The 20,620-nt window shown below is 72.1% G+C and carries 26 protein-coding genes; 14 read left to right on the plus strand and 12 right to left on the minus strand.

Going from position 1 to position 20,620, the window contains the following annotated elements; all coding sequences use genetic code 11:
• Nucleotides 1-62: 62 nt before the first annotated feature.
• Nucleotides 63-641, plus strand: a complete 579-nt coding sequence (locus ACFW47_RS07165; RefSeq protein ID WP_386281324.1) for a 2'-5' RNA ligase family protein — start codon at nt 63-65, stop codon at nt 639-641.
• A gap of 10 nt (nt 642-651) precedes the next feature.
• Here ACFW47_RS07165 and ACFW47_RS07170 read toward each other — a convergent pair whose 3' ends face one another.
• Together ACFW47_RS07170 and ACFW47_RS07175 are read right to left on the minus strand one after the other, a co-directional pair.
• Complete coding sequence (locus ACFW47_RS07170; RefSeq protein WP_386281322.1) at nt 652-1,407, minus strand: decaprenylphospho-beta-D-erythro-pentofuranosid-2-ulose 2-reductase; 756 nt, start codon at nt 1,405-1,407, stop codon at nt 652-654.
• A 37-nt stretch (nt 1,408-1,444) separates the two neighbouring features.
• A complete protein-coding gene (locus tag ACFW47_RS07175; RefSeq protein WP_386281320.1) occupies nt 1,445-2,836 on the minus strand; it encodes an FAD-binding protein in 1,392 nt (463 codons plus the stop codon).
• Between the two features lie 133 nt (nt 2,837-2,969).
• On the opposite strand from ACFW47_RS07175, the gene ACFW47_RS07180 reads away from it, so the two are divergent.
• The 4 genes from ACFW47_RS07180 to ACFW47_RS07195 are packed head-to-tail and all read left to right on the plus strand — an operon-like array spanning nt 2,970 to nt 5,840.
• Entirely contained in the window at nt 2,970-3,473 is a 504-nt protein-coding gene (locus ACFW47_RS07180; RefSeq protein ID WP_386305074.1) for a phosphatase PAP2 family protein, read from the plus strand.
• The gene (locus tag ACFW47_RS07185; protein WP_386305075.1) at nt 3,470-4,420 is read left to right on the plus strand and encodes a decaprenyl-phosphate phosphoribosyltransferase; all 951 of its coding nucleotides are present in this window, start codon (nt 3,470-3,472) and stop codon (nt 4,418-4,420) included. Before ACFW47_RS07180 ends, ACFW47_RS07185 begins: the two co-directional genes overlap by 4 nt.
• Nucleotides 4,414-4,902 (plus strand): GtrA family protein, encoded by a 489-nt coding sequence (locus ACFW47_RS07190; protein ID WP_386305076.1) that lies wholly within the window; start codon nt 4,414-4,416, stop codon nt 4,900-4,902. Before ACFW47_RS07185 ends, ACFW47_RS07190 begins: the two co-directional genes overlap by 7 nt.
• Nucleotides 4,890-5,840: a YihY/virulence factor BrkB family protein gene (locus tag ACFW47_RS07195; protein ID WP_386281310.1), complete on the plus strand. Its 951-nt coding sequence runs from the start codon at nt 4,890-4,892 to the stop codon at nt 5,838-5,840. Before ACFW47_RS07190 ends, ACFW47_RS07195 begins: the two co-directional genes overlap by 13 nt.
• On the opposite strand, the gene ACFW47_RS07200 is transcribed toward ACFW47_RS07195, so the two are convergent.
• Nucleotides 5,788-7,080: a D-alanyl-D-alanine carboxypeptidase family protein gene (locus ACFW47_RS07200; protein ID WP_386281308.1), complete on the minus strand. Its 1,293-nt coding sequence runs from the start codon at nt 7,078-7,080 to the stop codon at nt 5,788-5,790. The two genes, ACFW47_RS07195 and ACFW47_RS07200, sit on opposite strands and share 53 nt — an antisense overlap.
• A 91-nt stretch (nt 7,081-7,171) precedes the next feature.
• Between ACFW47_RS07200 and ACFW47_RS07205 the strand changes: the two genes are divergently transcribed.
• Together ACFW47_RS07205 and ACFW47_RS07210 are read left to right on the plus strand one after the other, a co-directional pair.
• Complete coding sequence (locus ACFW47_RS07205) at nt 7,172-7,411, plus strand: SCO4848 family membrane protein (RefSeq protein ID WP_029394383.1); 240 nt, start codon at nt 7,172-7,174, stop codon at nt 7,409-7,411.
• Nucleotides 7,412-7,447: 36 nt separating this feature from the next.
• Entirely contained in the window at nt 7,448-8,800 is a 1,353-nt protein-coding gene (locus ACFW47_RS07210; RefSeq protein ID WP_386305078.1) for a metallophosphoesterase, read from the plus strand.
• Here the strand turns inward: ACFW47_RS07210 and ACFW47_RS07215 are convergent.
• The 4 genes from ACFW47_RS07215 to ACFW47_RS07230 all read right to left on the minus strand — a co-directional run bounded on the left by ACFW47_RS07215 (nt 8,791) and on the right by ACFW47_RS07230 (nt 10,959).
• On the minus strand, nt 8,791-9,546 hold the full coding sequence (locus ACFW47_RS07215) for a TetR family transcriptional regulator (protein WP_386281304.1): 756 nt from the start codon (nt 9,544-9,546) through the stop codon (nt 8,791-8,793). The genes ACFW47_RS07210 and ACFW47_RS07215 overlap by 10 nt on opposite strands.
• Nucleotides 9,547-9,556: 10 nt before the next feature.
• Nucleotides 9,557-10,042: a thiol-disulfide oxidoreductase DCC family protein gene (locus ACFW47_RS07220; RefSeq protein WP_386281302.1), complete on the minus strand. Its 486-nt coding sequence runs from the start codon at nt 10,040-10,042 to the stop codon at nt 9,557-9,559.
• A 4-nt stretch (nt 10,043-10,046) separates the two neighbouring features.
• On the minus strand, nt 10,047-10,454 hold the full coding sequence (locus ACFW47_RS07225; RefSeq protein WP_386281301.1) for a hypothetical protein: 408 nt from the start codon (nt 10,452-10,454) through the stop codon (nt 10,047-10,049).
• Between the two features lie 94 nt (nt 10,455-10,548).
• Entirely contained in the window at nt 10,549-10,959 is a 411-nt protein-coding gene (locus tag ACFW47_RS07230) for a VOC family protein (RefSeq protein ID WP_386281300.1), read from the minus strand.
• A 167-nt stretch (nt 10,960-11,126) separates the two neighbouring features.
• Here ACFW47_RS07230 and ACFW47_RS07235 point away from each other — a divergent pair, with 167 nt between their 5' ends.
• The 3 genes from ACFW47_RS07235 to ACFW47_RS07245 all read left to right on the plus strand — a co-directional run bounded on the left by ACFW47_RS07235 (nt 11,127) and on the right by ACFW47_RS07245 (nt 12,486).
• On the plus strand, nt 11,127-11,570 hold the full coding sequence (locus tag ACFW47_RS07235) for an NINE protein (RefSeq protein WP_386281299.1): 444 nt from the start codon (nt 11,127-11,129) through the stop codon (nt 11,568-11,570).
• Nucleotides 11,563-11,982 (plus strand): DUF2752 domain-containing protein, encoded by a 420-nt coding sequence (locus tag ACFW47_RS07240; RefSeq protein ID WP_386281297.1) that lies wholly within the window; start codon nt 11,563-11,565, stop codon nt 11,980-11,982. The genes ACFW47_RS07235 and ACFW47_RS07240 overlap by 8 nt, the downstream gene beginning before the upstream one ends.
• Before the next feature lie 237 nt (nt 11,983-12,219).
• Nucleotides 12,220-12,486 (plus strand): TM2 domain-containing protein, encoded by a 267-nt coding sequence (locus tag ACFW47_RS07245; RefSeq protein WP_019330049.1) that lies wholly within the window; start codon nt 12,220-12,222, stop codon nt 12,484-12,486.
• Between the two features lie 82 nt (nt 12,487-12,568).
• On the opposite strand, the gene ACFW47_RS07250 is transcribed toward ACFW47_RS07245, so the two are convergent.
• From ACFW47_RS07250 to ACFW47_RS07270, 5 genes are all read right to left on the minus strand, one after another.
• Nucleotides 12,569-13,342, minus strand: a complete 774-nt coding sequence (locus tag ACFW47_RS07250; RefSeq protein WP_386281296.1) for a succinate dehydrogenase iron-sulfur subunit — start codon at nt 13,340-13,342, stop codon at nt 12,569-12,571.
• The gene (gene sdhA / locus ACFW47_RS07255) at nt 13,342-15,096 is read right to left on the minus strand and encodes a succinate dehydrogenase flavoprotein subunit (protein WP_386281295.1); all 1,755 of its coding nucleotides are present in this window, start codon (nt 15,094-15,096) and stop codon (nt 13,342-13,344) included. Before sdhA ends, ACFW47_RS07250 begins: the two co-directional genes overlap by 1 nt.
• A 19-nt stretch (nt 15,097-15,115) precedes the next feature.
• On the minus strand, nt 15,116-15,604 hold the full coding sequence (locus tag ACFW47_RS07260) for a succinate dehydrogenase hydrophobic membrane anchor subunit (RefSeq protein WP_055418225.1): 489 nt from the start codon (nt 15,602-15,604) through the stop codon (nt 15,116-15,118).
• A 5-nt stretch (nt 15,605-15,609) separates the two neighbouring features.
• Complete coding sequence (sdhC, locus tag ACFW47_RS07265) at nt 15,610-15,990, minus strand: succinate dehydrogenase, cytochrome b556 subunit (protein WP_043380764.1); 381 nt, start codon at nt 15,988-15,990, stop codon at nt 15,610-15,612.
• 181 nt (nt 15,991-16,171) lie between these two features.
• Nucleotides 16,172-16,765, minus strand: a complete 594-nt coding sequence (locus ACFW47_RS07270) for a 2-oxo-4-hydroxy-4-carboxy-5-ureidoimidazoline decarboxylase (RefSeq protein WP_386305079.1) — start codon at nt 16,763-16,765, stop codon at nt 16,172-16,174.
• A 212-nt stretch (nt 16,766-16,977) separates the two neighbouring features.
• Between ACFW47_RS07270 and ACFW47_RS07275 the strand changes: the two genes are divergently transcribed.
• The 4 genes from ACFW47_RS07275 (at nt 16,978) to ACFW47_RS07290 (ending at nt 20,524) form a co-directional block, all read left to right on the plus strand.
• A complete protein-coding gene (locus tag ACFW47_RS07275; protein WP_386281291.1) occupies nt 16,978-18,588 on the plus strand; it encodes a glycoside hydrolase family 20 protein in 1,611 nt (536 codons plus the stop codon).
• 137 nt (nt 18,589-18,725) lie between these two features.
• Nucleotides 18,726-19,271, plus strand: coding sequence for a hypothetical protein (locus tag ACFW47_RS07280; RefSeq protein ID WP_386305081.1), 546 nt, complete (start codon nt 18,726-18,728; stop codon nt 19,269-19,271).
• 87 nt (nt 19,272-19,358) lie between these two features.
• Nucleotides 19,359-19,922 (plus strand): hypothetical protein, encoded by a 564-nt coding sequence (locus ACFW47_RS07285; protein WP_386305082.1) that lies wholly within the window; start codon nt 19,359-19,361, stop codon nt 19,920-19,922.
• A gap of 203 nt (nt 19,923-20,125) precedes the next feature.
• The gene (locus ACFW47_RS07290) at nt 20,126-20,524 is read left to right on the plus strand and encodes a hypothetical protein (RefSeq protein WP_386281285.1); all 399 of its coding nucleotides are present in this window, start codon (nt 20,126-20,128) and stop codon (nt 20,522-20,524) included.
• The last annotated feature ends 96 nt before the right edge of the window (nt 20,525-20,620 follow it).

Consider the following 20,620-nt stretch of genomic DNA (forward strand, 5'->3'; position numbering starts at 1 on the left):
GTCGATAACCGGGTGTCCGACACAGCGACATCACCGAGTGACACGGAACGACAGGAGACGACGTGGGGACCGTAACGATCGGCGTGTCGATCGCGGTCCCGGAGCCACACGGCAGCAAGCTCCAACAGCTGCGCGCGGGCTTCGGCGACGCCGCGGCGCACGGCATCCCCACGCACGTCACCCTGCTGCCGCCGACCGAGGTCGACGGCGGCGCGCTGCCCGCGATCGAGGCGCACCTGGCGGAGGTGGCGGCGCGCGGCCGCCCCTTCCCGATGCGCCTGTCCGGCACCGGCACCTTCCGCCCGCTCTCGCCGGTGGTCTACGTCCAGGTGGTCGAGGGCGGCGCCGCCTGCTCCTGGCTGCAGAAGCGGATCCGCGACGCCTCCGGCCCGGTCCCCCGCGAACTGCAGTTCCCGTACCACCCGCACGTCACCGTGGCGCACGGCATCGACGAGGCGGCGATGGACCGCGCCTACGAGGAGCTGGCCGACTACAAGGCACAGTGGCCCTGCACCGGCTTCGCGCTGTACGAGCAGGGCGCCGACGGGGTGTGGCGCAAGCTGCGGGAGTTCCCGTTCGGCAGCGCCACCGTGCCCCCGCAGACGGGCCGCGTCGAACGCGACTCCCTGCCCACCCGCTAGGGCCGGCCCGCTACACCGGCAGCCGCCGGAACACCCCCCGCGGCAGGTGCCGCAGCGCCGACATCACCACGCGCAGCGCGCCCGGCACCCACACCGTCTCCGAGCGCCGCCGCAGCCCCAGCTCGATGGCCGTGGCGACCGCCTCCGGCGTTGTGGCGAGCGGTGCCTCCTCCAGGCCCTCGGTCATCCGCGACCGCACGAAGCCGGGGCGTACGACCATGACGTGCACGCCGGTGCCGTGCAGCGCGTCGCCGAGGCCCTGCGCGAAGGCGTCCAGGCCGGCCTTGCTGGAGCCGTAGATGAAGTTGGCGCGGCGGGCCCGCTCGCCGGCCACGGAGGAGAGCACCACCAGCGAGCCGTGGCCCTGGGCCTGGAGCGCGCGGGCGCTGATCAGACCCGCCGAGACCGCGCCGGTGTAGTTGGTCTGCGCCACCCGCACCGCGTTCAGCGGTTCCCGCTCGTCGTGCGCCTGGTCGCCCAGGACGCCGAAGGCGAGCAGCACCATGTCGATGTCGCCCTCGGCGAAGACCTTGCCGAGCGCCGCCTCGTGGGACTCGGGGTCGAGCGCGTCGAAGGCGACGGTGCGGACCTCGGCGCCGAGGTCGCGCAGCTGCTCCGCCGACCGGTCCAGGGCGGGGGAGGGGCGGCCGGCCAGCCACACGGTGCGGGTGCGGCGGGCGACGAGGCGGCGCGCGGTGGCGAGCGCGATCTCGGACGTACCGCCGAGGACGAGGAGGGACTGGGGGATGCCGAAGGCGTCCTTCACGGCTGCTCCTGAAGATTGCTCAGAGGTCTCGGAGGTCTCAGAGGGCGAGGCGGCGGGAGAGGTCGGACACGAACACTCCGCGCGGGTCCAGCTCCGCGCGCAGCGCGCGGAAGTCGCCGAGGCGGGGGTACATCGCGTCGAGCAGTTCGGGGCGCAGCCGGGAGTCCTTGGCGAGGTAGACCCGGCCGCCGGCCCGCGCGACCTCCTCGTCGAGGCCGTCGAGGAAGGCGCCGAGTCCCGGCAGGCCCGCCGGGACGTCCAGGGCGAGGGTCCAGCCGGGGACGGGGAAGGAGAGCCAGCCCGGGTCGGCCTCCCCGAAGCGTTTGAGAACGGCCAGGAAGGACGGGCAGCGGTGCTCGGAGATGCGCCGCACGATCCGGCGCAGGTCGTCCGCCCGGTCGTGGCCGACGACGAACTGGTACTGCACGAAGCCGCCGCGGCCGTAGACCCGGTTCCAGTGCGGGACGCCGTCCAGGGGGTGGAAGAAGGTGGAGATCCGCTGGAGCCGGCCCCGGCTCATCCGGGGCGCCTTGCGGTACCAGAGTTCGTTGAACAGGCCCACCGTCGTCCGGCTCAGCAGGCCGTCCGGGACCAGGTCGGGGGCGGCCGGGAGGCGGGAGGTGCGGAAGGCCAGCGGGTCGCGCCGCGCCCGCGAGCGCGCGGGGAGGGCGTCCAGCGGGGCGTGGTCGCCGCGGGTGAGGACCGCCCGCCCGGTCCGCGCGCCGCGCGCCAGCAGGTCGATCCAGGCGACCGAGTAGCGGTAGCGGTGGTCGGTGGCCGTCAGACGGGCCATCAGGTCGTCGAGGTCGGTGGCGCGCTCGGTGTCGACCGACATCAGCGCCGTCTCGACCGGCTGGAGCCGCACGGTGGCGGTGAGGATCACACCGGTCAGGCCCATGCCCCCGGCGGTCGCGTCGAACAGCGGCGTGCCCCGGTCCACGGTGCGGACCCGCCCGTCGGCGGTGAGCAGCTCGAACGACAGCACGTGCCGGGAGAACGAACCCGACACGTGGTGGTTCTTGCCGTGGATGTCGGCGCCGATCGCCCCGCCGACCGTCACGTAGCGGGTGCCGGGCGTCACCGGCACGAACCAGCCGAGCGGCAGCAGCACCTCCATCAGCCGGTGCAGGGAGACACCCGCGTCGCAGAGCACCGTGCCGCCGTCGGCGTCGATGGCGTGGACGCGGTCCAGACCGGTCATGTCGAGCACCGCGCCGCCCGCGTTCTGCGCCGCGTCCCCGTACGCCCGCCCCAGCCCCCGCGCGATGCCGCCGCGGGCCCCGCACTCCCGGACGGCGTCGGCGGCCTCCTGATAGGTGCGGGGGCGGATCAGCCGGGCTGTGGTGGGCGCGGTGCGGCCCCAGCCGGTGACGGGACCCCATGTCGTACCGGGGTCTCCTTCGGCGGCGGGAACGGTGTCGGCGGACATGCCGGTGACCGTATCGCCCTTATTAAGGCGATTGGTCCATGGACATCCGCTCCATCCCCGAAACGGGTGATTAATGGTATGTCGCTCCATCATGCCGGACTTCCGCGCCGCGGGGCGTGAACAGTGAGTCCACATGGACGACCTCGACATGGACCACCGGATCGTGACGGCGCTCAGAGCCTGCGGCACGGACCCGCGCGTGGCCGGTGCCGCGCGTGCCCTGTCCTGGGCCGGGGAGCACGGAGCGCTGTGGCTCGCGGCGGGCCTGGCCTCAGCCGCCGCGGACGGCCCGCGGCGCCGGGCCTGGCTGCGCGGCACCGCCCTCACCGCGGGCGCGCACGTCGTCAGCATGGGCGTGAAACGGGTCGTGCGCCGTCCGCGCCCCGCGCACGTCGTGCCCCTGGTGCGCACCGCCGGCCGGCACTCCTTCCCCAGCTCCCACGCCACCTCCGCAGCCGCGGCCGCCGTCGCCTTCGGCGCGCTCGGCGTGCACGCGGTGTGGCCGCTCGCCGCCGCGGTGTGCGTCTCCCGGCTGGTCGTCGGCGTCCACTATCCCTCCGACGTCGCCGCGGGCGCGGCCCTGGGCGCGCTCACGGCCCGGCTCGGCGCCGACTGGATGCGCGGAGGCCGGCCGTGACCGACACGACCGTCCTGCGGCAACGCGCTCCGGAGCAGCGGCCCGACGCCGCGTCGCCCCGCCGCAAGGGAGTCCTGGCAGGACTGGTCAGGACCGCCCGCCCCCGCCAGTGGGTCAAAAACGTCCTGGTCGTCGCCGCCCCGGCCGCCGCCGGCGAACTGTTCGCCCCGAACGTCCTGGGCCGGCTCGCCCTGGTCTTCGTCCTGTTCACCGCCTGCGCCGCCGCCGTCTACCTCGTCAACGACGCCCGCGACGCCGATGCCGACCGCGCCCACCCGGTCAAGCGCCACCGCCCCGTGGCCGCCGGACAGGTCCCGGTGCCCGTCGCGTACGCCGTCGGGGGCGCCCTGGGCGTCCTCGCGCCCCTCGCCGCCGCCTGGCTGTGCCCGCCCGCCGTCGCCGCCCTGCTCACCGCCTACCTCGCCATGCAACTGGCGTACTGCATCAGCCTCAAGCACGTCCTGGTCGTCGACCTCGCCGTCGTCACCACCGGTTTCCTGATGCGGGCGATGGTCGGCGGACTCGCGCTCGGCATCCCGCTGTCGCGCTGGTTCCTCATCACGACCGGCTTCGGCGCGCTGTTCATGGTCTCCGCCAAGCGCTACAGCGAAGCCGTCCAGATGGCCGGGAAGGCGGGCGCCACGCGCGCCCTGCTCACCGAGTACACCACCGGCTACCTCCGCTTCGTCTGGCAGCTCGCGGCCGGTGTCGCCGTCCTCGGCTACTGCCTGTGGGCCATGGAGGAGGGCGGCGTCCCGCACACCAGCGTGCTGCCGTGGCGGCAGCTGTCCATGGTCGCCTTCATCCTCGCCGTCCTGCGCTACGCCGTCTTCGCCGACCGCGGCACCGCGGGCGAACCCGAGGACGTCGTCCTGCGCGACCGGGCGCTCGCGCTGATCGGCGTGGTGTGGGTGGCGATGTACGCCCTGGCGGTGGCCAATTGGTAGACGGCACCACCAAGGGGGCCCGGCGGCGCGAACTGATCGGCTTCGCCGCCGCCGGCCTCCTCGCCTACGCCGTCGACCTCGCCCTTTTCACGCTCCTGCGCGGCCCGGCAGGCCTCGACCCGCTCACCGCCAAGACCCTCTCCTTCGTCGCCGGCTGCTCCGTCGCCTACGCGGGCAACGCGCTGGGCACCTACCGCCACACCCGCCCCCGGGGCCTGCGCCCGTACGCCGTCTTCTTCGCGGTGAACGCCGCCGGAGCCGCCGTGCAGCTGCTGTGCCTGGTCGTCAGCCACTACGGCCTCGGCCTCACCTCACAGCGCGCCGACACGGTATCCGGCGCCGGAATCGGCATGGTCCTGGCCACCATCCTGCGTTTCTGGGGCACAAGAACACTGGTCTTCCGCACCGGGGACGGAACCGGTGGCACGACGGGATCATGGACCGGGACGAGCGGGGGCAGGGTCGGATCATGGACTGGCTGAAGAAGCTCCCCGTGGTGGGGCCGTGGCTGGCACGGCTGATGACCACGCACGCGTGGCGCTCCTACGAACGACTCGACCGGGTGAAGTGGACGCGGCTGGCCGCCGCCATGACCTTCACCAGCTTCGTCGCGCTCTTCCCGCTGCTCAGTCTCGCCGCCGCCGTCGCCGCCGCCACGCTCAGCAAGGAGCAGCAGGACAAGCTCCAGGACAAGATCTCCGAGCAGGTCCCCGGCATCTCCGACCAGCTGAACATCCAGGGCCTGATCGACAACGCCGGCACCGTCGGCCTCATCGCCGGCGCCCTGCTGCTGTTCACCGGTATCGGGTGGGTCGACGCCACCCGGGGCTGTCTGCGCGCCGTCTGGGAGCTGCCGGACGAGGAGGAGAACCCCGTCCTGCACCGGGCCAAGGACGCCGGCGTCCTCGTCGGCCTCGGCGGCGCCCTCCTGGTCACCGTCGCCATCTCCACCGTCGCCTCGGCGCTGGTGGGCTGGATCGTCCGCCAGCTGGGCCTGGACGGCGGCTTCGGCAGCGTCCTGCTCTACGTCGCCGCGTTCGCCGTCGCCGTACTCGCCGACTTCCTCCTGCTGCTGTACGTCCTGACCCTGCTGCCCGGCGTACAGCCCGCGCGCCGCCGGCTGGTGGTGGCGGCGCTGATCGGCGCGATCGGCTTCGAGCTGCTGAAGCTGCTGCTGAGCGGCTACATGCAGGGCGTCGCCGCGAAGAGCATGTACGGCGCCTTCGGCGTCCCCGTCGCCCTGCTGCTGTGGATCAACTTCACCTCGAAGCTGGTGCTGTTCTGCGCCGCTTGGACGGCGACGGGCAGCAAGGAGCAGGAACTCGGGGACCAGGACGGCGCGGAGCAGGAGAGCGGGGAGCGGGGCGTCACGGGCGCGTCCGGCGACGGACCAGGTCCGGCAGCGGCCACCTCCGGTTGATCAGCCACGCCCCGCCCGCGAGCAGCACGAGCACCCCGGCGGTGATGCCGGCCGCGACTCCGACGCCGCCGGAACCCTCCCCGGCCGGCGCTCCCGCCACCGGCTGCGTGCCCGCCGCGGCCTTCCCGGTGCCCCCGGCCTGCCCGGAGGACGACGCGTCCGGCTGGGGGCTCGCCTGCGCGGCGCTCCTCGGCGGGACCAGCTCACCCACCGGCCTCACCTTGCCGACCGCCTCGAAGCCCCAGTCGAAGAGGCGGGCGGTCTCCTTGTAGACCTCGTTGTGCTCGTCCTTCTCCGGGTTCATCACGGTGACGAGCAACACCTTGCCGCCCTGCTCGGCGACGCCCGTGAAGGTGTAACCCGCGTTGGTGGTGTAGCCGTTCTTCACGCCCGCGATGCCCGGGTAGACCTCCACGTCGGAGTCGCCGGCCAGCAGGCGGTTGGTGTTCTGGATCTCGAAGGACTCGCGGGACGTCTTGCCCTTCTTGTCCTTCTTCGTCTCGCCGGGGAACTTGGTGCGGACCGTCGAGGCGTACTCGCGGAAGTCCTTCTTCTGGAGCCCGGAACGGGCGAACAGCGTCAGGTCGTACGCGGAGGAGACCTGCCCCGGCGCGTCGTAGCCGTCCGGGGTGACCACGGTCGTGTCGAGGGCCTGGAGCTCCTCGGCGTGCGCGTTCATCTCCTCGACCGTCTTCTCCACGCCGCCGTTCATCGCGGACAGCACGTGCACGGCGTCGTTGCCGGAGCGCAGGAAGACCCCGAGCCACAGGTCGTGGACGGTGTAGGTCTCTTCCTCCTTCACCCCGACCATGCTGGAACCCGCCCCGATGCCCGCCAGGTCGGAGGGGGCGACCTTGTGCCGGGTGGTCTTCGGCCACTTCGGCAGCAGCGTGTCGGCGAAGAGCATCTTCAGCGTGCTCGCGGGGGCCAGCCGCCAGTGCGCGTTGTGCGCGGCGAGCACGTCGCCGGACTCGGCGTCGGCCACGATCCACGACCGGGCGGTGAGGTCCTTCGGCAGCACGGGCGCCCCGCCCGCCAGGTCGACCTGCGTCCCGGGCTTCCCGAGCCGCGCGCCGCCCACGCTCGACATCGACGCGGGCGGAGTGGCGGAGGGGCTCGCCGACGGGCTCGCCGAGGGGCTGGGGGCGGCGAGCGCGGCGGGGGAGAGGAGACCCAGCGCGGTCAGGGCGGCGGCGGTGACCGTCAGGGAGCGCCTGACGGTCTTCGTGGGTGCGGGCACGAGCGAGAACGTACCTCCCGCGAGTGAGGCTTTCCCACCCCGCTCCCCACCCCGCGCACGGTTCCGGACACGCGGCGGCGATACTGAAGGCATGAAGCTCAGCCGCCCCGTCTCCTGGTTCCTGCTCGCTTTCGGGGTGTGGAGCTGGATCATCTGGATCACTTTCGTCAAAAATCTGATCAAGGACAGCAGCGGGCTCGCGTTCGAGGACGGCGACCCGACGGCGTACTTCTGGGTGCACCTGCTGCTCGCGGTCGTCTCCTTCGTATTGGGGACGGTCGTGGGGGTCATCGGGTTGCGCGGGGTGCGCGCACTGCGCCGAACGTCATAGGCGTCGCGGACGCCGCAACTGAGGGGAATCGACGGCATGGTGGTCGTCTTCGCGCTCGTCGCGCTGGCCGTGGTGGGCGTCATCGTGACGGCCAACTGGTACGTGTGGCGGCGCCTGTTCCGCGACACGACCCGCGGTCCCGGCCCTGTGCGCCGCATCGGCGCGGCGGTGATCGCCGGGGGCTGGGTGCTGGCGGTCGGCGCGCTGGTCGCCGAGCGCGCGGGCGCCCCCTTCTGGCTCCAGCGCGTCCTGGCCTGGCCGGGTTTCCTGTGGCTGGCACTGTCGGTCTACCTGCTGCTCGCCGTACTGGCGGGCGAGGTCGTACGGCCGCTGCTGCGGCGGTTCCTGGAGCGCCGGGCGGCCCGGCGGCGGCAGGCGGAGCCGGAGCAGCGCAAGGCCCCGGCCGCGGACACCAAGCGCATACCGGCCGGGACGGTCCCGCCCAAGACCACCGAGGCCCCGGACACCGGCACCGGCACCCCAGGCGCCCCGGACACCGGCACCCCGGACGCCAACGCCCGTCCCGGCGCCCCCGGCACCCCGCCCGAGAGCCCCCTCGCCCTCCCCTCCCGCCGCCTCTTCGTCTCCCGCGTCGTGGCGGGTGCCGCCGCCGCGGCGGCCGTCGGGACGGTCGGCTACGGCACGTACGGCGTGCTGAACGGCCCGAGCGTGAAGCGGGTCACGGTGCCGCTGGCCAAGCTCCCGCGCGCGGCGCACGGCTTCCGCATCGCCGTGGTCAGCGACATCCACCTCGGCCCGGTACTCGGCCGGGGCTTCGCGCAGAAGGTCGTCGACACCATCAACGCCACGCAGCCCGACCTCATCGCCGTCGTCGGCGACCTGGTCGACGGCAGCGTGAAGGACCTCGGCCCGGCGGCGGCCCCGCTGGCCCGGCTCAGGGCCCGGCACGGCGCGTACTTCGTCACCGGCAACCACGAGTACTTCTCCGGCGCCGAGCAGTGGGTCGCCGAGGTGCGCCGCCTCGGCCTGATCCCGCTGGAGAACGTGCGCACCGAGCTGCCCCACTTCGACCTGGCCGGGGTCAACGACGTGGCAGGCGAGGACGAGGGGCAGGGCCCCGACTACGCCAAGGCGCTCGGCGACCGGGACCGTGCCCGGGCCTGCGTGCTCCTCGCCCACCAGCCGGTGATGATCCACGACGCCGTCGACCACGGCGTCGACCTCCAGCTCTCCGGCCACACCCACGGCGGCCAGCTCTGGCCCGGCAGCCTCGTCGCGGGCGCCGCCAACCCGACCCTGGCGGGCCTGGAACGCTACGGCGACACCCAGCTGTACGTCAGCCGCGGAGCGGGCGCCTGGGGGCCGCCCACGCGGGTCGGGGCCGAGTCGGACGTCACGGTGATCGAGCTGGCGTCCCGTCAGGCCTGAGGAGCGGAACCCCGCGCCGGCTTCTTCGCGGGATCCGGCAGCGCCTTCGTCATCCCCGGCAGGAAGTCCGTGAACAGCTCGTGCACCTCGCGCACCAACGGGCGCAGCACCCGGAAACGGGCCAGCACGACACCCCGCGCGGTGAGCCGGGCGCCGCGCTCGGCGAGCCGGTAGCTGCGCTCGCGGCCCTCCGTGCGGTCGAAGATCCAGTACAGCACCAGGCCCATCTGCGAGAGCCACATCAGCTCGGGCAGGATGTCCCGCAGGTCCTCGGGCACCTTGGTCTTCGTCCCGGCGAGCACCGCGCGGTGGATGCTGATGGCCTCCGCGCGGGCGTGCTCCGACTCCGGCGAGAAGGGGCTGAGCGGGCTGTCCGGGTCGGCGGCGTTCTTGAAGAACTGCACCGCGAACTCGTGGTAGGGCGTGGCGATGTCCAGCCAGACCTTCAGCACGCCCGCCAGCCGCGCCTCCAGGTCGCTCTCGCGGGCCAGCACCTCCCGGACCGCCGCCTGGTGCTCGGCGGCGATCCGGTCGTAGAAGCCCTGGATCAGGTGCTCCTTGCCGGCGAAGTAGTAGTACGCGTTGCCGACGGAGACCCCGGCCTCCTGGGCGATGGCCCGCATCGTCGTCCGGTCGTAGCCGCGTTCCTGGAACAGCCGCATGGCCGTCTCCAGGATCAGCGCGCGGGTCTGCTCGGACTTGCTGAGGTGGGCGCCGTCGTCGGGGCCGTCGTTCTTCGCGGGCACGGCACCGAGCCTAACGAGTCCCGCAGGAGCCGTCGGCACAGCCGGGTCCCGCGTAACGCCAGCCGACGGCCGGCTCGTAGACCCAGCCGTCGGTCCGGCGGTGACCGCCGTCTCTCCGCCGCTGCTGCCCGCCCCGCCACTTGGCGGCGGTGAGCACGGCTCCCCGGGCGAGCACCGCCCCGGTGGGCGTGCTGAGCCGGTGGGCGAGCCTGCGGTACCCGCGCAGCGCCCACAGGACGACGACCCAGGCGGCGGCGCCCCGGTAGACCTGGCCCGCGTCGCCGACGGCGGTGACCTCCTCGAAGGTGGCCGCGTGGTCGAGGCCGGGGAAGCGCCGTCGCGCCTCGTCCGACCCGGCCGGGACCAGGTCCAGCGGCACCAGCCGCGGCTGCCGCAGCAGCCAGTCCCGCACGTGGGTGCACAGCGAGCACTCGGCGTCGTAGAGGACGGTGAGCCGGCGCACGGGGGCGCCGGCCGTCCCGGGGGCGTGGGCCATCGGCTCAGGCCCCGGCCGTCGGAGCGGTCCAGCCCTGCGGCGGGACCGGCGGCACCTGCTCCCGCTCCATCATCCCGCGCCGCCGGATCTTGTTGAGCACGTAGACGTTGCCCAGGTGCATCACGCCGAGCACCAGCAGTACGACGCCCAGCTTGGTCGACAGGGCCTCGAAGATGCCGCGGGTGTCGGCGATGGTGTCGTCGTCGCTCAGGTAGAGGGCGACGAAGCCGAGGTTCACCAGGTAGAAGCCCACCACCAGGAGGTGGTTGACGGCGTCGGCGAGCTTCTCGTTGCCGTGCAGCACGTCGGCGAGGAAGATCCGGCCGTTGCGGCTGAGCGTGCGGGCCACCCAGACGGTCAGACCGATGCTGACGACCAGGTAGATGACGTAGGCGATGACGGTGCGGTCCATGCCCCACCCCTTCTTGAACGCGTTCAAAACGCTGACAGGGGTGACTGTAGACCTCCTTTTGAACGCGTTCAACTCGGTGGGGGAGTGGCCCGCGTCACGGTCGCCGGCCCAGCTCCGGCCGCTTGCTGTAGTCGGTGAGGCCGATGACGTTCCCCCACGGGTCGGCGAACTCGACGGTCCAGCCGGTGGCGACGGGGAACGGCTCGTCGAGCGGCGGCACCCCGGCGTCGCGCAGTTCGCGGGCCGCCCTGCGGGCGTCCGTCACCTCCAGCCACACCCGTGCGGAGGGCCACATCGGCGGCTGGCGCCCGAACTCCTCCTCGTGGCGCAGCAGGAGGCCCGGCGTCTCGACCCCCGCCTTCAGCAGGGCGATCCCGGCCTCGTCGAGCCGGTAGGCGACCGGAAAGCCGGCCCGCTCGTAGAAGTCGACGGCCACGCCGAGGTCCCCGACGGGCAGCAGCACGTTGTCGAACCCGAGCAGTTCGTACGACTCATGATCTGACATGACGTCACATTAGGTGTACGCGCAGTGAAGAGGGTGCAACCGGTGACGCGGCGGCGCCGGGGTCACTCGTCGGGCGGACCGGTGCTCCCGGGCCCCGACTTCTCTTTGTTCGTACAGTCCTGCAATATGACCGGCAGTTTTCCGCAACGTCCAGGAGTGACACCACTGTGAGCGAGCAGCCGCAGCAGCCGAACCAGCCGCCCGGTTACGGCTATCCGAACCAGGCCTCCGGCCCGACCGGCCAGGCCGGCCCCTACGGCTACCCGCAAGGTGGCCCCCAGCAGCCCTCCGGCGGCTACCAGCAGCCCCCGGGCGGCTACCAGTCCCCCTACCAGCAGGCGCCCGGCTACTACGCCGCAGACCCCAACGCGCCCTACGGCTACGACCCCTACGGGCGTCCGGTCTCCGACAAGTCGAAGATCGTCGCCGGCGTGCTCCAGCTCTTCCTCGGCAGCTTCGGCATCGGCCGGTTCTACGTCGGCAACGTGGGCATGGGCATAGCCCAGCTCCTCACCTGCGGCGGACTCGGCTTCTGGGCGCTGATCGACGGCATCATGTTCCTGGTAAGCAACGACCGTACGGACGCCCAGGGGCGGATCCTGCGTGGCTGACGCGGCCCGTTCCGCCCCGTCCGAGGGGCGGCGCCCGTCCTGGCATCCCGCGGCGGCGCCCCTCGCGGTGCTCGTCGCGGGTGCCGCGGGCGCCGGGTACCTGTGGTTCACCGACCCGCACGAGTCCGGCCACCTGCTGCCCCAGTGCCCGTTCCGGTACGTCACCGGGCTGCTGTGCCCGGCCTGCGGCGGCACCCGCATGACGTACGACCTGATGCACGGTCACTTCGCGGCGGCCTGGCTGGACAACCGCGCCCTGCTGCTCGCCGCGCCGTTCGCGCTGGCGCTGTGGGGCCGCTGGACGGTGGAGGGCCTGCGCGGGCGCTTCTACCGGCCCCGGATCGCCCCGTGGGTCCAGGCGCTGATCCTGCTGACGGCGGTGGCGTGGACGGTGGCGCGCAACCTCGTCTGAGGCGGCGCCGGGGCGCGGCGCCGCACGGCGGTCGTATGATCACGGAATGGGAACGTTCGATCGAATCCACTCCCGCGTGCCCCACCAGTCTCTCTAAGCTCTCCTCGCACAGGGGGGACGTCCACGGCGCTGCGTGGACCGCCGTGCAATTCCTCGCGCGATCAGCGGTGTTCCTTCCTGAGTCCCCGGGCGGCCGTCCGTCCAGGCCCGTTCCCACTTCTCCCCAGGAGCACCACCATGACCGTCCCCCCGAACCCCGCCGCGCCCTACGGCTACGACCCGCAGGGCCGCCCGTACTCCGACAAGTCGAAGATCGTCGCCGGCCTGCTCCAGATATTCCTGGGCGGCCTGGGCATCGGCCGGTTCTACGTGGGCTCCGTCGGCGTCGGCGTCGCCCAGCTCCTCACCTGCGGCGGCCTGGGCTTCTGGGCCCTGATCGACGGCATCCTCTTCCTCACCAGCAAGGACCGCACCGACAAGGAAGGCCGGGTGCTGCGCGGCTGACGCCTCGTACGGCCCCGTAGAACGGCCGAGGGCCCCGATCGTCTCGATCGGGGCCCTCGGCCGTGTGCTCGGCGCGTGCGGGTCAGAAGCGGCGCGTGATCAGCGCCCGCTTCACCTCCGCGATCGCCTTGGTGACCTCGATGCCGCGCGGGCAGGCGTCCGTGCAGTTGAAGGTCGTGCGGCAGCGCCAGACGCCGTCGCGGTCGTTGAGGATCTCCAGCCGCTGTTCACCGGCCTCGTCACGCGAGTCGAAGATGAAGCGGTGGGCGTTCACGATCGCGGCCGGGCCGAAGTACTGCCCGTCGTTCCAGAACACCGGGCACGAGGATGTGCACGCGGCGCACAGGATGCACTTGGTCGTGTCGTCGAAGCGCTCGCGGTCCTCGGCGGACTGCAGGCGCTCGCGCGTCGGCTCGTTGGTGTCCTTCGTGATCAGGAAGGGCATCACGTCCCGGTACGCCTGGAAGAACGGCTCCATGTCGACCACGAGGTCCTTGAGCACCGTCAGGCCCTTGATGGGCTCGACCGTGATCGGCTTCTCGGGGCTGATGTCCTTGATCAGCGTCTTGCAGGCGAGGCGGTTCTTGCCGTTGATCCGCATGGCGTCCGAGCCGCAGATGCCGTGGGCGCAGGAACGGCGGAAGGTCAGGCTTCCGTCCAGGTCCCACTTGATCTTGTGCAGCGCGTCGAGGACACGCTCCTTCGGGTCGATCTCCAGCTGGAAGTCTTCCCAGGCAGCCTCCGCCGAGACCTCCGGGTTGAAGCGCCGGACGCGGAAGGTGACCGTGATGTACGGGGAGTCGGCGAAGCCGGGCTCGGGGGCCTTGTCGCTCTTCTCCATGACAGGGGTAGCCATCAGTACTTACGCTCCATCGGCTGGTAGCGGGTCTGGACGACCGGCTTGTAGTCGAGCCGGATGGACTCGGCGCCGTCGTCGCCCACCTCGCGGTACGCCATGGTGTGGCGCATGAAGTTGACGTCGTCGCGGTTGGGGAAGTCCTCGCGGTAGTGACCGCCGCGCGACTCCTTGCGGGCGAGCGCGGACACCGCCATGACCTCGGCCAGGTCGAGCAGGTTGCCCAGCTCGACGGCCTCCAGCAGGTCGGTGTTGAAGCGCCGGCCCTTGTCCTGGATCGCCACGTTCTTGTAGCGGGCGCGCAGCTCGCCGATCTTCTCCACGGCCGTCTTGATCGTCTGCTCGGTGCGGAACACCATGACGTTGGCGTCCATGGTCTCCTGCAGCTCGCGGCGGAGCGTCGCCACCCGCTCGGTGCCGGTGGAGGAGCGCAGCCGCTCGATCTGCTCGACGACCAGGGACTCCGGGTTCTCCGGCAGCTCGACGAAGTCCGCCTTCTGCGCGTACTCCGCGGCCGCGATGCCGGCCCGCTTGCCGAAGACGTTGATGTCCAGCAGCGAGTTGGTGCCCAGGCGGTTGGCGCCGTGCACGGACACGCAGGCCACCTCGCCGGCCGCGTACAGGCCCGGCACGACGGTGGTGTTGTCCGCCAGGACCTCGCCCTCGACGTTGGTCGGGATGCCGCCCATGGCGTAGTGCGCGGTGGGCTGGATCGGGATCGGGTCCGTGTAGGGCTCGATCCCGAGGTAGGTCCGCGCGAACTCCGTGATGTCGGGCAGCTTGGCGTCCAGCTGCTCCGGCGGGAGGTGGGTGAGGTCCAGGTAGACGTGGTCGCCCTCGGGACCGCAGCCGCGGCCCTCGCGGATCTCCGTGTAGATGGACCGGGAGACGACGTCACGGGACGCGAGGTCCTTCATGACCGGCGCGTACTTCTCCATGAAGCGCTCGCCGTCCTTGTTGCGGAGGATGCCGCCCTCACCGCGGGCGCCCTCCGTCAGCAGGATGCCCATGCGCCAGATGCCGGTCGGGTGGAACTGGAAGAACTCCATGTCCTCCAGCGGCAGCCCGCGCCGGTACACGGCCGCCTGGCCGTCACCGGTCAGCGTGTGCGCGTTGGAGGTCACCTTGAAGAACTTGCCGGTGCCGCCGGAGGCGTAGATCACGGACTTCGCCTGGAAGACGTGGATCTCGCCGGTCGCCAGCTCGTAGGCCACCACACCGGCGGACTTCTTGACGCCGTCGACCTCGGTGATCAGCTGGTCCAGGACGTAGAACTCGTTGAAGAACTCCACGCCCTCCTTGACGCAGTTCTGGTACAGCGTCTGGAGGATCATGTGACCGGTGCGGTCGGCCGCGTAGCAGGACCGGCGGACCGGCGCCTCGCCGTGGTTGCGGCTGTGACCGCCGAAGCGGCGCTGGTCGATGGTGCCGTTCGGGGTCCGGTTGAACGGCAGGCCCATCTTCTCCAGGTCGAGGACCGAGTCGATGGCCTCCTTCGCCAGGATCTCGGCGGCGTCCTGGTCGACCAGGTAGTCACCGCCCTTGACCGTGTCGAAGGTGTGCCACTCCCAGTTGTCCTCCTCCACGTTGGCGAGCGCGGCGGCCATGCCGCCCTGCGCGGCGCCCGTGTGGGAGCGGGTGGGGTAGAGCTTCGTCAGCACGGCGGTGCGGCTGCGCTTCGTCGACTCGATGGCCGCGCGCATGCCGGCGCCACCGGCGCCGACGATGACGGTGTCGTACTTGTGTACCTTCATGATTTTCGCAGCCCCGTGCCTAGCGGATGTTCGGGTCGAAGGTGAAGATCACCAGCGTGCCCAGCAGGATGGTGAACACCGTGGCGGTGTAGAGCAGGCCCTTGAGCCACAGGCGGGTGTTCGGGCGCTCCGCGTAGTCGTTGATGACCGTGCGCAGGCCGTTCGCGCCGTGCAGCATCGCGAGCCACAGCATCAGCAGGTCCCAGACCTGCCAGAACGGCGAGGCCCAGCGGCCGGCCACGAAGGCGAAGCCGATCTTGGAGACGCCGCCGTCCAGCACCAGCTGGATGAGCAGGTGGCCGATGACCAGGACGACCAGCACGACGCCGGACAGGCGCATGAAGAGCCAGGCGGCCATCTCGAAGTTGCCGCGCGTGGACTTCGGGGACTTCTTGGTCCGCTTGCGGGGCGGCTCGATCAGCGGCGCCGGGTTGTCTACGGAGTAGACGGAGGCGCCGGCGCCCTCGACGGGGCCGATGCCGGAGGCGGTGGTTTCAGTGGTCGACATGTGCGTCAGCTCCCGAAGAGTTCACGAGCGGCGTGGCCGAGGACGGGGTAGATCGCCCCGAGCATCAGCACGACCCACAGGCCGACAACGGTCCAGAGCATCTGCTTCTGGTAGCGGGCGCCCTTGATCCAGAAGTCGACGGCGATGACACGCAGGCCGTTGAGCGCGTGGAACAGGATGGCGGCCACCAGGCCGTACTCCAGAAGCGCGACGATCGGCGTCTTGTAGGTGGCCACGACGGTGTCGTAGGCCTCGGGGGACACACGGACGAGAGCGGTGTCCAGCACGTGGACGAACAGGAAGAAGAAAATGAGGACGCCGGTGACTCGGTGAGCCACCCAGGACCACATTCCTTCCCGGCCGCGGTACAGCGTTCCAGCCGGCACGGAAGTTTCCTCCGGGAGCGGGGATTGGGGCCGCGCCGGCTTTCCTTGTCGGTCGGGCCCGGCCGGGTACGGTCCACCGGCCCCCAGCATCGTAGCGACGGTTGCCTGCGGCGCTTACGGGGGGCCCGCCTGTGTGATCAAAGTTGCACTCAAAGGAGCAGTGGGGTGAGTGCGGGGCGGCTCAGAGGGTGGGGCTTTGGGCGGTTTGCCGGGTGCGTGACGTGGGTGGCTGGTCGCGCCCGCGCGGCGGAGCCGCTGATGTCATGGTCCCGCGCTCCTGGAGGACGTCGGTCAGTCTGCCTCTCGCCAGGCGCCGGAGTTCGTCCGCCGCCACCTGGCGCTCCTCGTCGGGATCGTTCGCCAATCGTGACCGGATGTCTGCGAGGGCGTGGTCCAGGGCCTCGTTCGCGGGCATGCCGTCCAGACAGATGACGAACGCGTGTCCGAAACGGCTCTCGTAGGCCGCGGTCGCCGCGTTCAGGGCCGTGTGGGCCGCCGCGTAGGTGTCCTCCGGGAGGGGCGGGAGGCTTTCCGCGGCCAGGGCCTCCGTCAGGTCGTCCGGGGAGAGGTCGTACGCCGCCTCGTCCGCGGCCGCCAGGAGGGACGGGAGGTCGGGGTAGGGGCGGTGGGAGACGAGGCGGTGGGCCCAGTGGTGGCTGTTCAGGCAGGTCAGGAGGGTGCGGGCGGCCTCGTCGGCGGGCGCCGTGTTGAAGTGCTCCAGCGAAGAGGGTGCTACCGGTGTGGCGCGGGTTTGCGCCTGTACCGGTATGGCCACTCGGCCGGGGAAGTCGGGGAGACGGTGCGCAGGCAGCGTGGGTCCTCGTGGGCGTCACGTGTGTGTCGGCAGGGGATTGTGCGAAGGAAGTGGCGTCACGTTATCGAGTGACGGCATGGCGTGTCCGACCGATGCCCGAATTTCACCTGAACGGGAGAGTTTCAGAACATGTGGTGGACGCATGGTGGAGCTCGCGGCCCTAGGTTGGCGCTGTGAGCCAGCACGGACGCCGGATACCGGCGCACAAGGTGAGGCAGCGGGCCGTGATCGCCGGCACGGTGGTCGCCGCCCTCGGCGTGGGAGTCGGCCTGTGGGCCACCGAAGGGGACGGCGGGCCGGGAGCGCCGGCCGCCCGCACCTCCGAGGAGGCCGCGGCTCCCAGCCCCAGCCGCTCGTACCCGCTCTCCGAGGAGCCGCGCACGATACCGGCGGTGCGTGAGCACTCCCCGGCCCGCGGCCCCGGGTGGCAGCCGGAGAAGGACCACCGCGTGGTCGTCGCCGACCCCTCCCTCGCCGACGAGGGGCGGCTCGTCGCGGACGAGCTGGGCATGGCGTACGCGGGGGAGAAGGACGACGAGCGCGCCGGGGACCTGCTGCTGGACGTCGAGCAGGACGAGGACGCCGGCCCGGAGTCGTACACCATGACCGTGCGCGACGGCCGGGTCACCGTCACGGGGCCGGCCGAGGCGGGCGTCTACTACGGCACGCGGACCCTGAAGCAGGCCGTGGACGGCGGCGGCACCGCGCCGGAGGGCGAGGTGAAGGACGAGCCGGCCAAGGAGCGGCGCGGGTTCATGCTCGACATCGCCCGCAAGCACTACGACGCCGACTGGATCAAGGACCGGATACGCGAGCTCGGCGACCTGAAGTTCAACGAGCTGGGCCTGCACTTCTCCGACGACCAGGCCTTCCGCATCGAGTCCGACTCGCACCCCGAGATCGTCTCCGACGACCACCTGACCAAGGCCGAGGTCAAGGAGATCATCGATCTCGCCGCCTCCCGGCACATCACCGTGGTCCCCGAGATCGACTCGCCCGGACACCTCGGCGCCGTGATCGCCGCCCACCCCGACCTCCAGCTGCGCAACGCGCAGGGCACGCCCACGCGCGGCGCGATCGACATCTCGAAGCCGGAGGCCGCCGAGATCGTCGACGACCTGCTGAACGAGTACGCCGACCTCTTCCCCGGCTCGCGGTGGCACCTGGGCGCCGACGAGTACCAGGCGCTCGTCGTGCCCGACCCCGAGGCGTCCTACCCGGACCTGGCCGCCGCCGCCCGCGAGGCGTACGGTCCCGGCGGCACCGTCGCCGACCTCACCACCGGCTGGCTCAACGCCCGCGCCAAGACGGTAATGGCCCACGACCGCACCCCGCGCGCCTGGAACGACGGCTTCTTCAAGGACACGTCCGTCGAGCCGCTGAAGGAGATCCAGGTCGCCTACTGGACCGGCAAGGAGATCGGCGCCCGGCAGCCCGCCGAGTACCTGAGCGCGGGCCGGAAGGTCATCAACTACAACGACGAGTTCCTCTACTACGTCCTCGGCGAGCCGCTGACCTTCGTCTACCCGACCGGCGAGCGCATCTACGAGCAGTGGACCCCGCGCGTGATCCGGGGCACGAAGGCGGTCGACGCCAAGTACGACGACCAGATACTCGGCGGCAGCTTCGCGGTCTGGGGGGACATCCCGAACGCCCAGACGCAGGCGCAGGTCGCCGAGGGCATCCGGCTGCCGCTGGCGGCGACGGTCCAGAAGCTGTGGGACCCGGAGAAGCCGGAGCTGTCCTGGGCCGACTTCAAGGCGCTGGCGAACCGGCTCGACTGACCGCCCGGTCCGTCGCCGGCCCGCCCGACCGCCCGGCCGGCCGGCCGGCACGAGATTGTCCGATACGGCTGCGAACTTCCGTACGGCTGTGGTGGTCTTTTGACGAGCCGAACGGACACGCCGGGGGGAGCCGGGACATGGGCTACTGGGGGTATTTCGTCGTGGGCCGCGCCGAGCGGCCGCTCGCGGAACTGGACGCGCTGTCCGGCGCCGCGGACATGACCCTGCGCCGGTCCGCGCCGGACGGCTGGCAGTTGTGGGAGTTCCCGGGCGGCGACGGCGACGTCGGGAACATGAACGATCTCGCCGGGCAGACCGGCGCGCCCGCGCTGTTCGGGTACGTCATGGACAGCGACTGCGTGGTCGTGGAGGCGGCGGCGCCCGAGAGCGGGGCGTGGACGACCTGCCTGGCGCGGTCGGCGATGGCCGGGTACCTCGGCGCGGAGAAGGACGGGCTCACCCTCGAGGACTACTTCCTCGAGCCCCGCGACGCCGCCGAGCGTGCCGTCGCCTGGGCGGCCGAGGCCGGGCGCACCGCGAGTGCCGGGGAGCTGACGGAGGTGCTGGCGGCCGATCCGGGCGCCGGTCCCGAGGGCGCGGCCGCTGGTGATGCCGCCGGTGACCCGGTGGCCGAAAATCTCTTCTTCCGGTTCCTCGACCGGTTGGGCGTGGTGCCGCTGTGACACTCCCGGGCCGTCGCACGCAGTAAGGGGAAGTGCGGGCTCCGTGGTCGTGAGCGGGGCGGAACGGCAGAAACAGGGAGGCACCGGATGAGCCTGGTGGAACTGATCGCGCGGGCCGACGCACGCGGACTCGCCGGAAGCGGACTGGCTTGTTTGGATCGCTGTCTGCCCCTGCTGGACGGCGGCGACGAGATGCTGCGGCCCCTGTGGGCGACCCTCGCCGACGACGCGCGTGCCGGGGCCGGCTGGGCAACGGAACTGGAGCGGGTGCGCGACGTGCTCGCCGGGCCCGGCGCGAGCGGCGAGGACGAGTCCGTGCTGCTGGCCCGCCGGATGCTGGCCGCGGCGCCGGCCGAGTGCTCGGTGGCCGCACTGCGGACGTGGGCCGACGCCTGTTCCGTCGCCTCGCTCCGCATCCACCGGCTCCTCGACCCCGCGACGGGCGCCGCCCTCGGGGACGACGTGCGCCATGAGAGCGGCGTGGGGTCGCAGTCCCCGCTCGTCGCCGCCGAGCTGCGCCGCCAGGTCACCGTCCTGGACGCGCTCGCCGGCCACGGCCCGGCCGGGCTGCGCCGCGCCCTGGAGATCTCCACGGAGGGCCGCCGGGTACTGCGGGCGGTGGTCTCCCGCCGGGCTCGCGGCCGCGGCTGACCACAGTTCCGCCACCGGCGCGGCCGGCGTACCGCGGGCGGGCTCGCCTGTGACCGTCGTGCGGGGGACGCGCGACGGTGGTGCGGTGGTCGTGGGGGAGGTGGGGTGGTCCTGCGCCGGTTGCGGGGCGGGCGGCGTACGCGTGTGACGAAACACCGGCCGGCGGCGCTCTAGCCCATGTGACGACAGCCCGTGAGACGACTGTGACCAGCGGACCGACGACCCGGCAGCAGACCCGGCCGCCGGCCGCCGCCAAGCCGGTGCGGTGGGCGGCCGACGCGGTGGCCGCGCTGCGCGAGGGCGCCCGGCTGCGCCTGGACCACTCGGCGCAGAGCCTGTGGCGCGTCGACCGCGTCATCGACGGAATCCGGCGCGAGGGAACGCCGTACGCCGCCGTGGAGCCCGTGCTGCGCGGACTCGGCGCCTACGCCGGTGAGGTGATCGTGCGTGAGGCGGGCGGCGAGTGGTGGGCGACCGGCGGCGACCACTGGGTCCGCACCCCCGACGGCCGCCTGTGGGATCCGATCGACGAGGCCCGCCGCTGCTTCGCCGGTGACGGTTCGCTGCGGCTGCTGTGCCGGGACGCGGCGGCGGACGGCTGAGCCGCCGCCTGTGACACTTCCGTGCACGCCGACGCTGATGACCGTGGGGGCGGGCTCAGCCGAGCGCGCGGAGACTCGGTACGGACTAGGACGGTT

This window comes from Streptomyces sp. NPDC058796 (assembly GCF_042745235.1).
Lineage (GTDB): Bacteria > Actinomycetota > Actinomycetes > Streptomycetales > Streptomycetaceae > Streptomyces.

Bases quoted from the DNA above. Each gene is read 5' to 3' on its own strand.
- ACFW47_RS07175 (WP_386281320.1), bottom strand. From the start codon at position 2,836: ATGTCCGCCGACACCGTTCCCGCCGCCGAAGGAGACCCCGGTACGACA.
- ACFW47_RS07180 (WP_386305074.1), top strand. From the start codon at position 2,970: ATGGACGACCTCGACATGGACCACCGGATCGTGACGGCGCTCAGAGCC.
- ACFW47_RS07195 (WP_386281310.1), top strand. From the start codon at position 4,890: ATGGACTGGCTGAAGAAGCTCCCCGTGGTGGGGCCGTGGCTGGCACGG.
- ACFW47_RS07205 (WP_029394383.1), top strand. From the start codon at position 7,172: ATGAAGCTCAGCCGCCCCGTCTCCTGGTTCCTGCTCGCTTTCGGGGTG.
- ACFW47_RS07210 (WP_386305078.1), top strand. From the start codon at position 7,448: ATGGTGGTCGTCTTCGCGCTCGTCGCGCTGGCCGTGGTGGGCGTCATC.
- ACFW47_RS07220 (WP_386281302.1), bottom strand. From the start codon at position 10,042: ATGGCCCACGCCCCCGGGACGGCCGGCGCCCCCGTGCGCCGGCTCACC.
- ACFW47_RS07225 (WP_386281301.1), bottom strand. From the start codon at position 10,454: ATGGACCGCACCGTCATCGCCTACGTCATCTACCTGGTCGTCAGCATC.
- ACFW47_RS07230 (WP_386281300.1), bottom strand. From the start codon at position 10,959: ATGTCAGATCATGAGTCGTACGAACTGCTCGGGTTCGACAACGTGCTG.
- ACFW47_RS07245 (WP_019330049.1), top strand. From the start codon at position 12,220: ATGACCGTCCCCCCGAACCCCGCCGCGCCCTACGGCTACGACCCGCAG.
- ACFW47_RS07250 (WP_386281296.1), bottom strand. From the start codon at position 13,342: ATGGCTACCCCTGTCATGGAGAAGAGCGACAAGGCCCCCGAGCCCGGC.
- sdhA (WP_386281295.1), bottom strand. From the start codon at position 15,096: ATGAAGGTACACAAGTACGACACCGTCATCGTCGGCGCCGGTGGCGCC.
- ACFW47_RS07260 (WP_055418225.1), bottom strand. From the start codon at position 15,604: ATGTCGACCACTGAAACCACCGCCTCCGGCATCGGCCCCGTCGAGGGC.
- ACFW47_RS07280 (WP_386305081.1), top strand. From the start codon at position 18,726: ATGGGCTACTGGGGGTATTTCGTCGTGGGCCGCGCCGAGCGGCCGCTC.
- ACFW47_RS07285 (WP_386305082.1), top strand. From the start codon at position 19,359: ATGAGCCTGGTGGAACTGATCGCGCGGGCCGACGCACGCGGACTCGCC.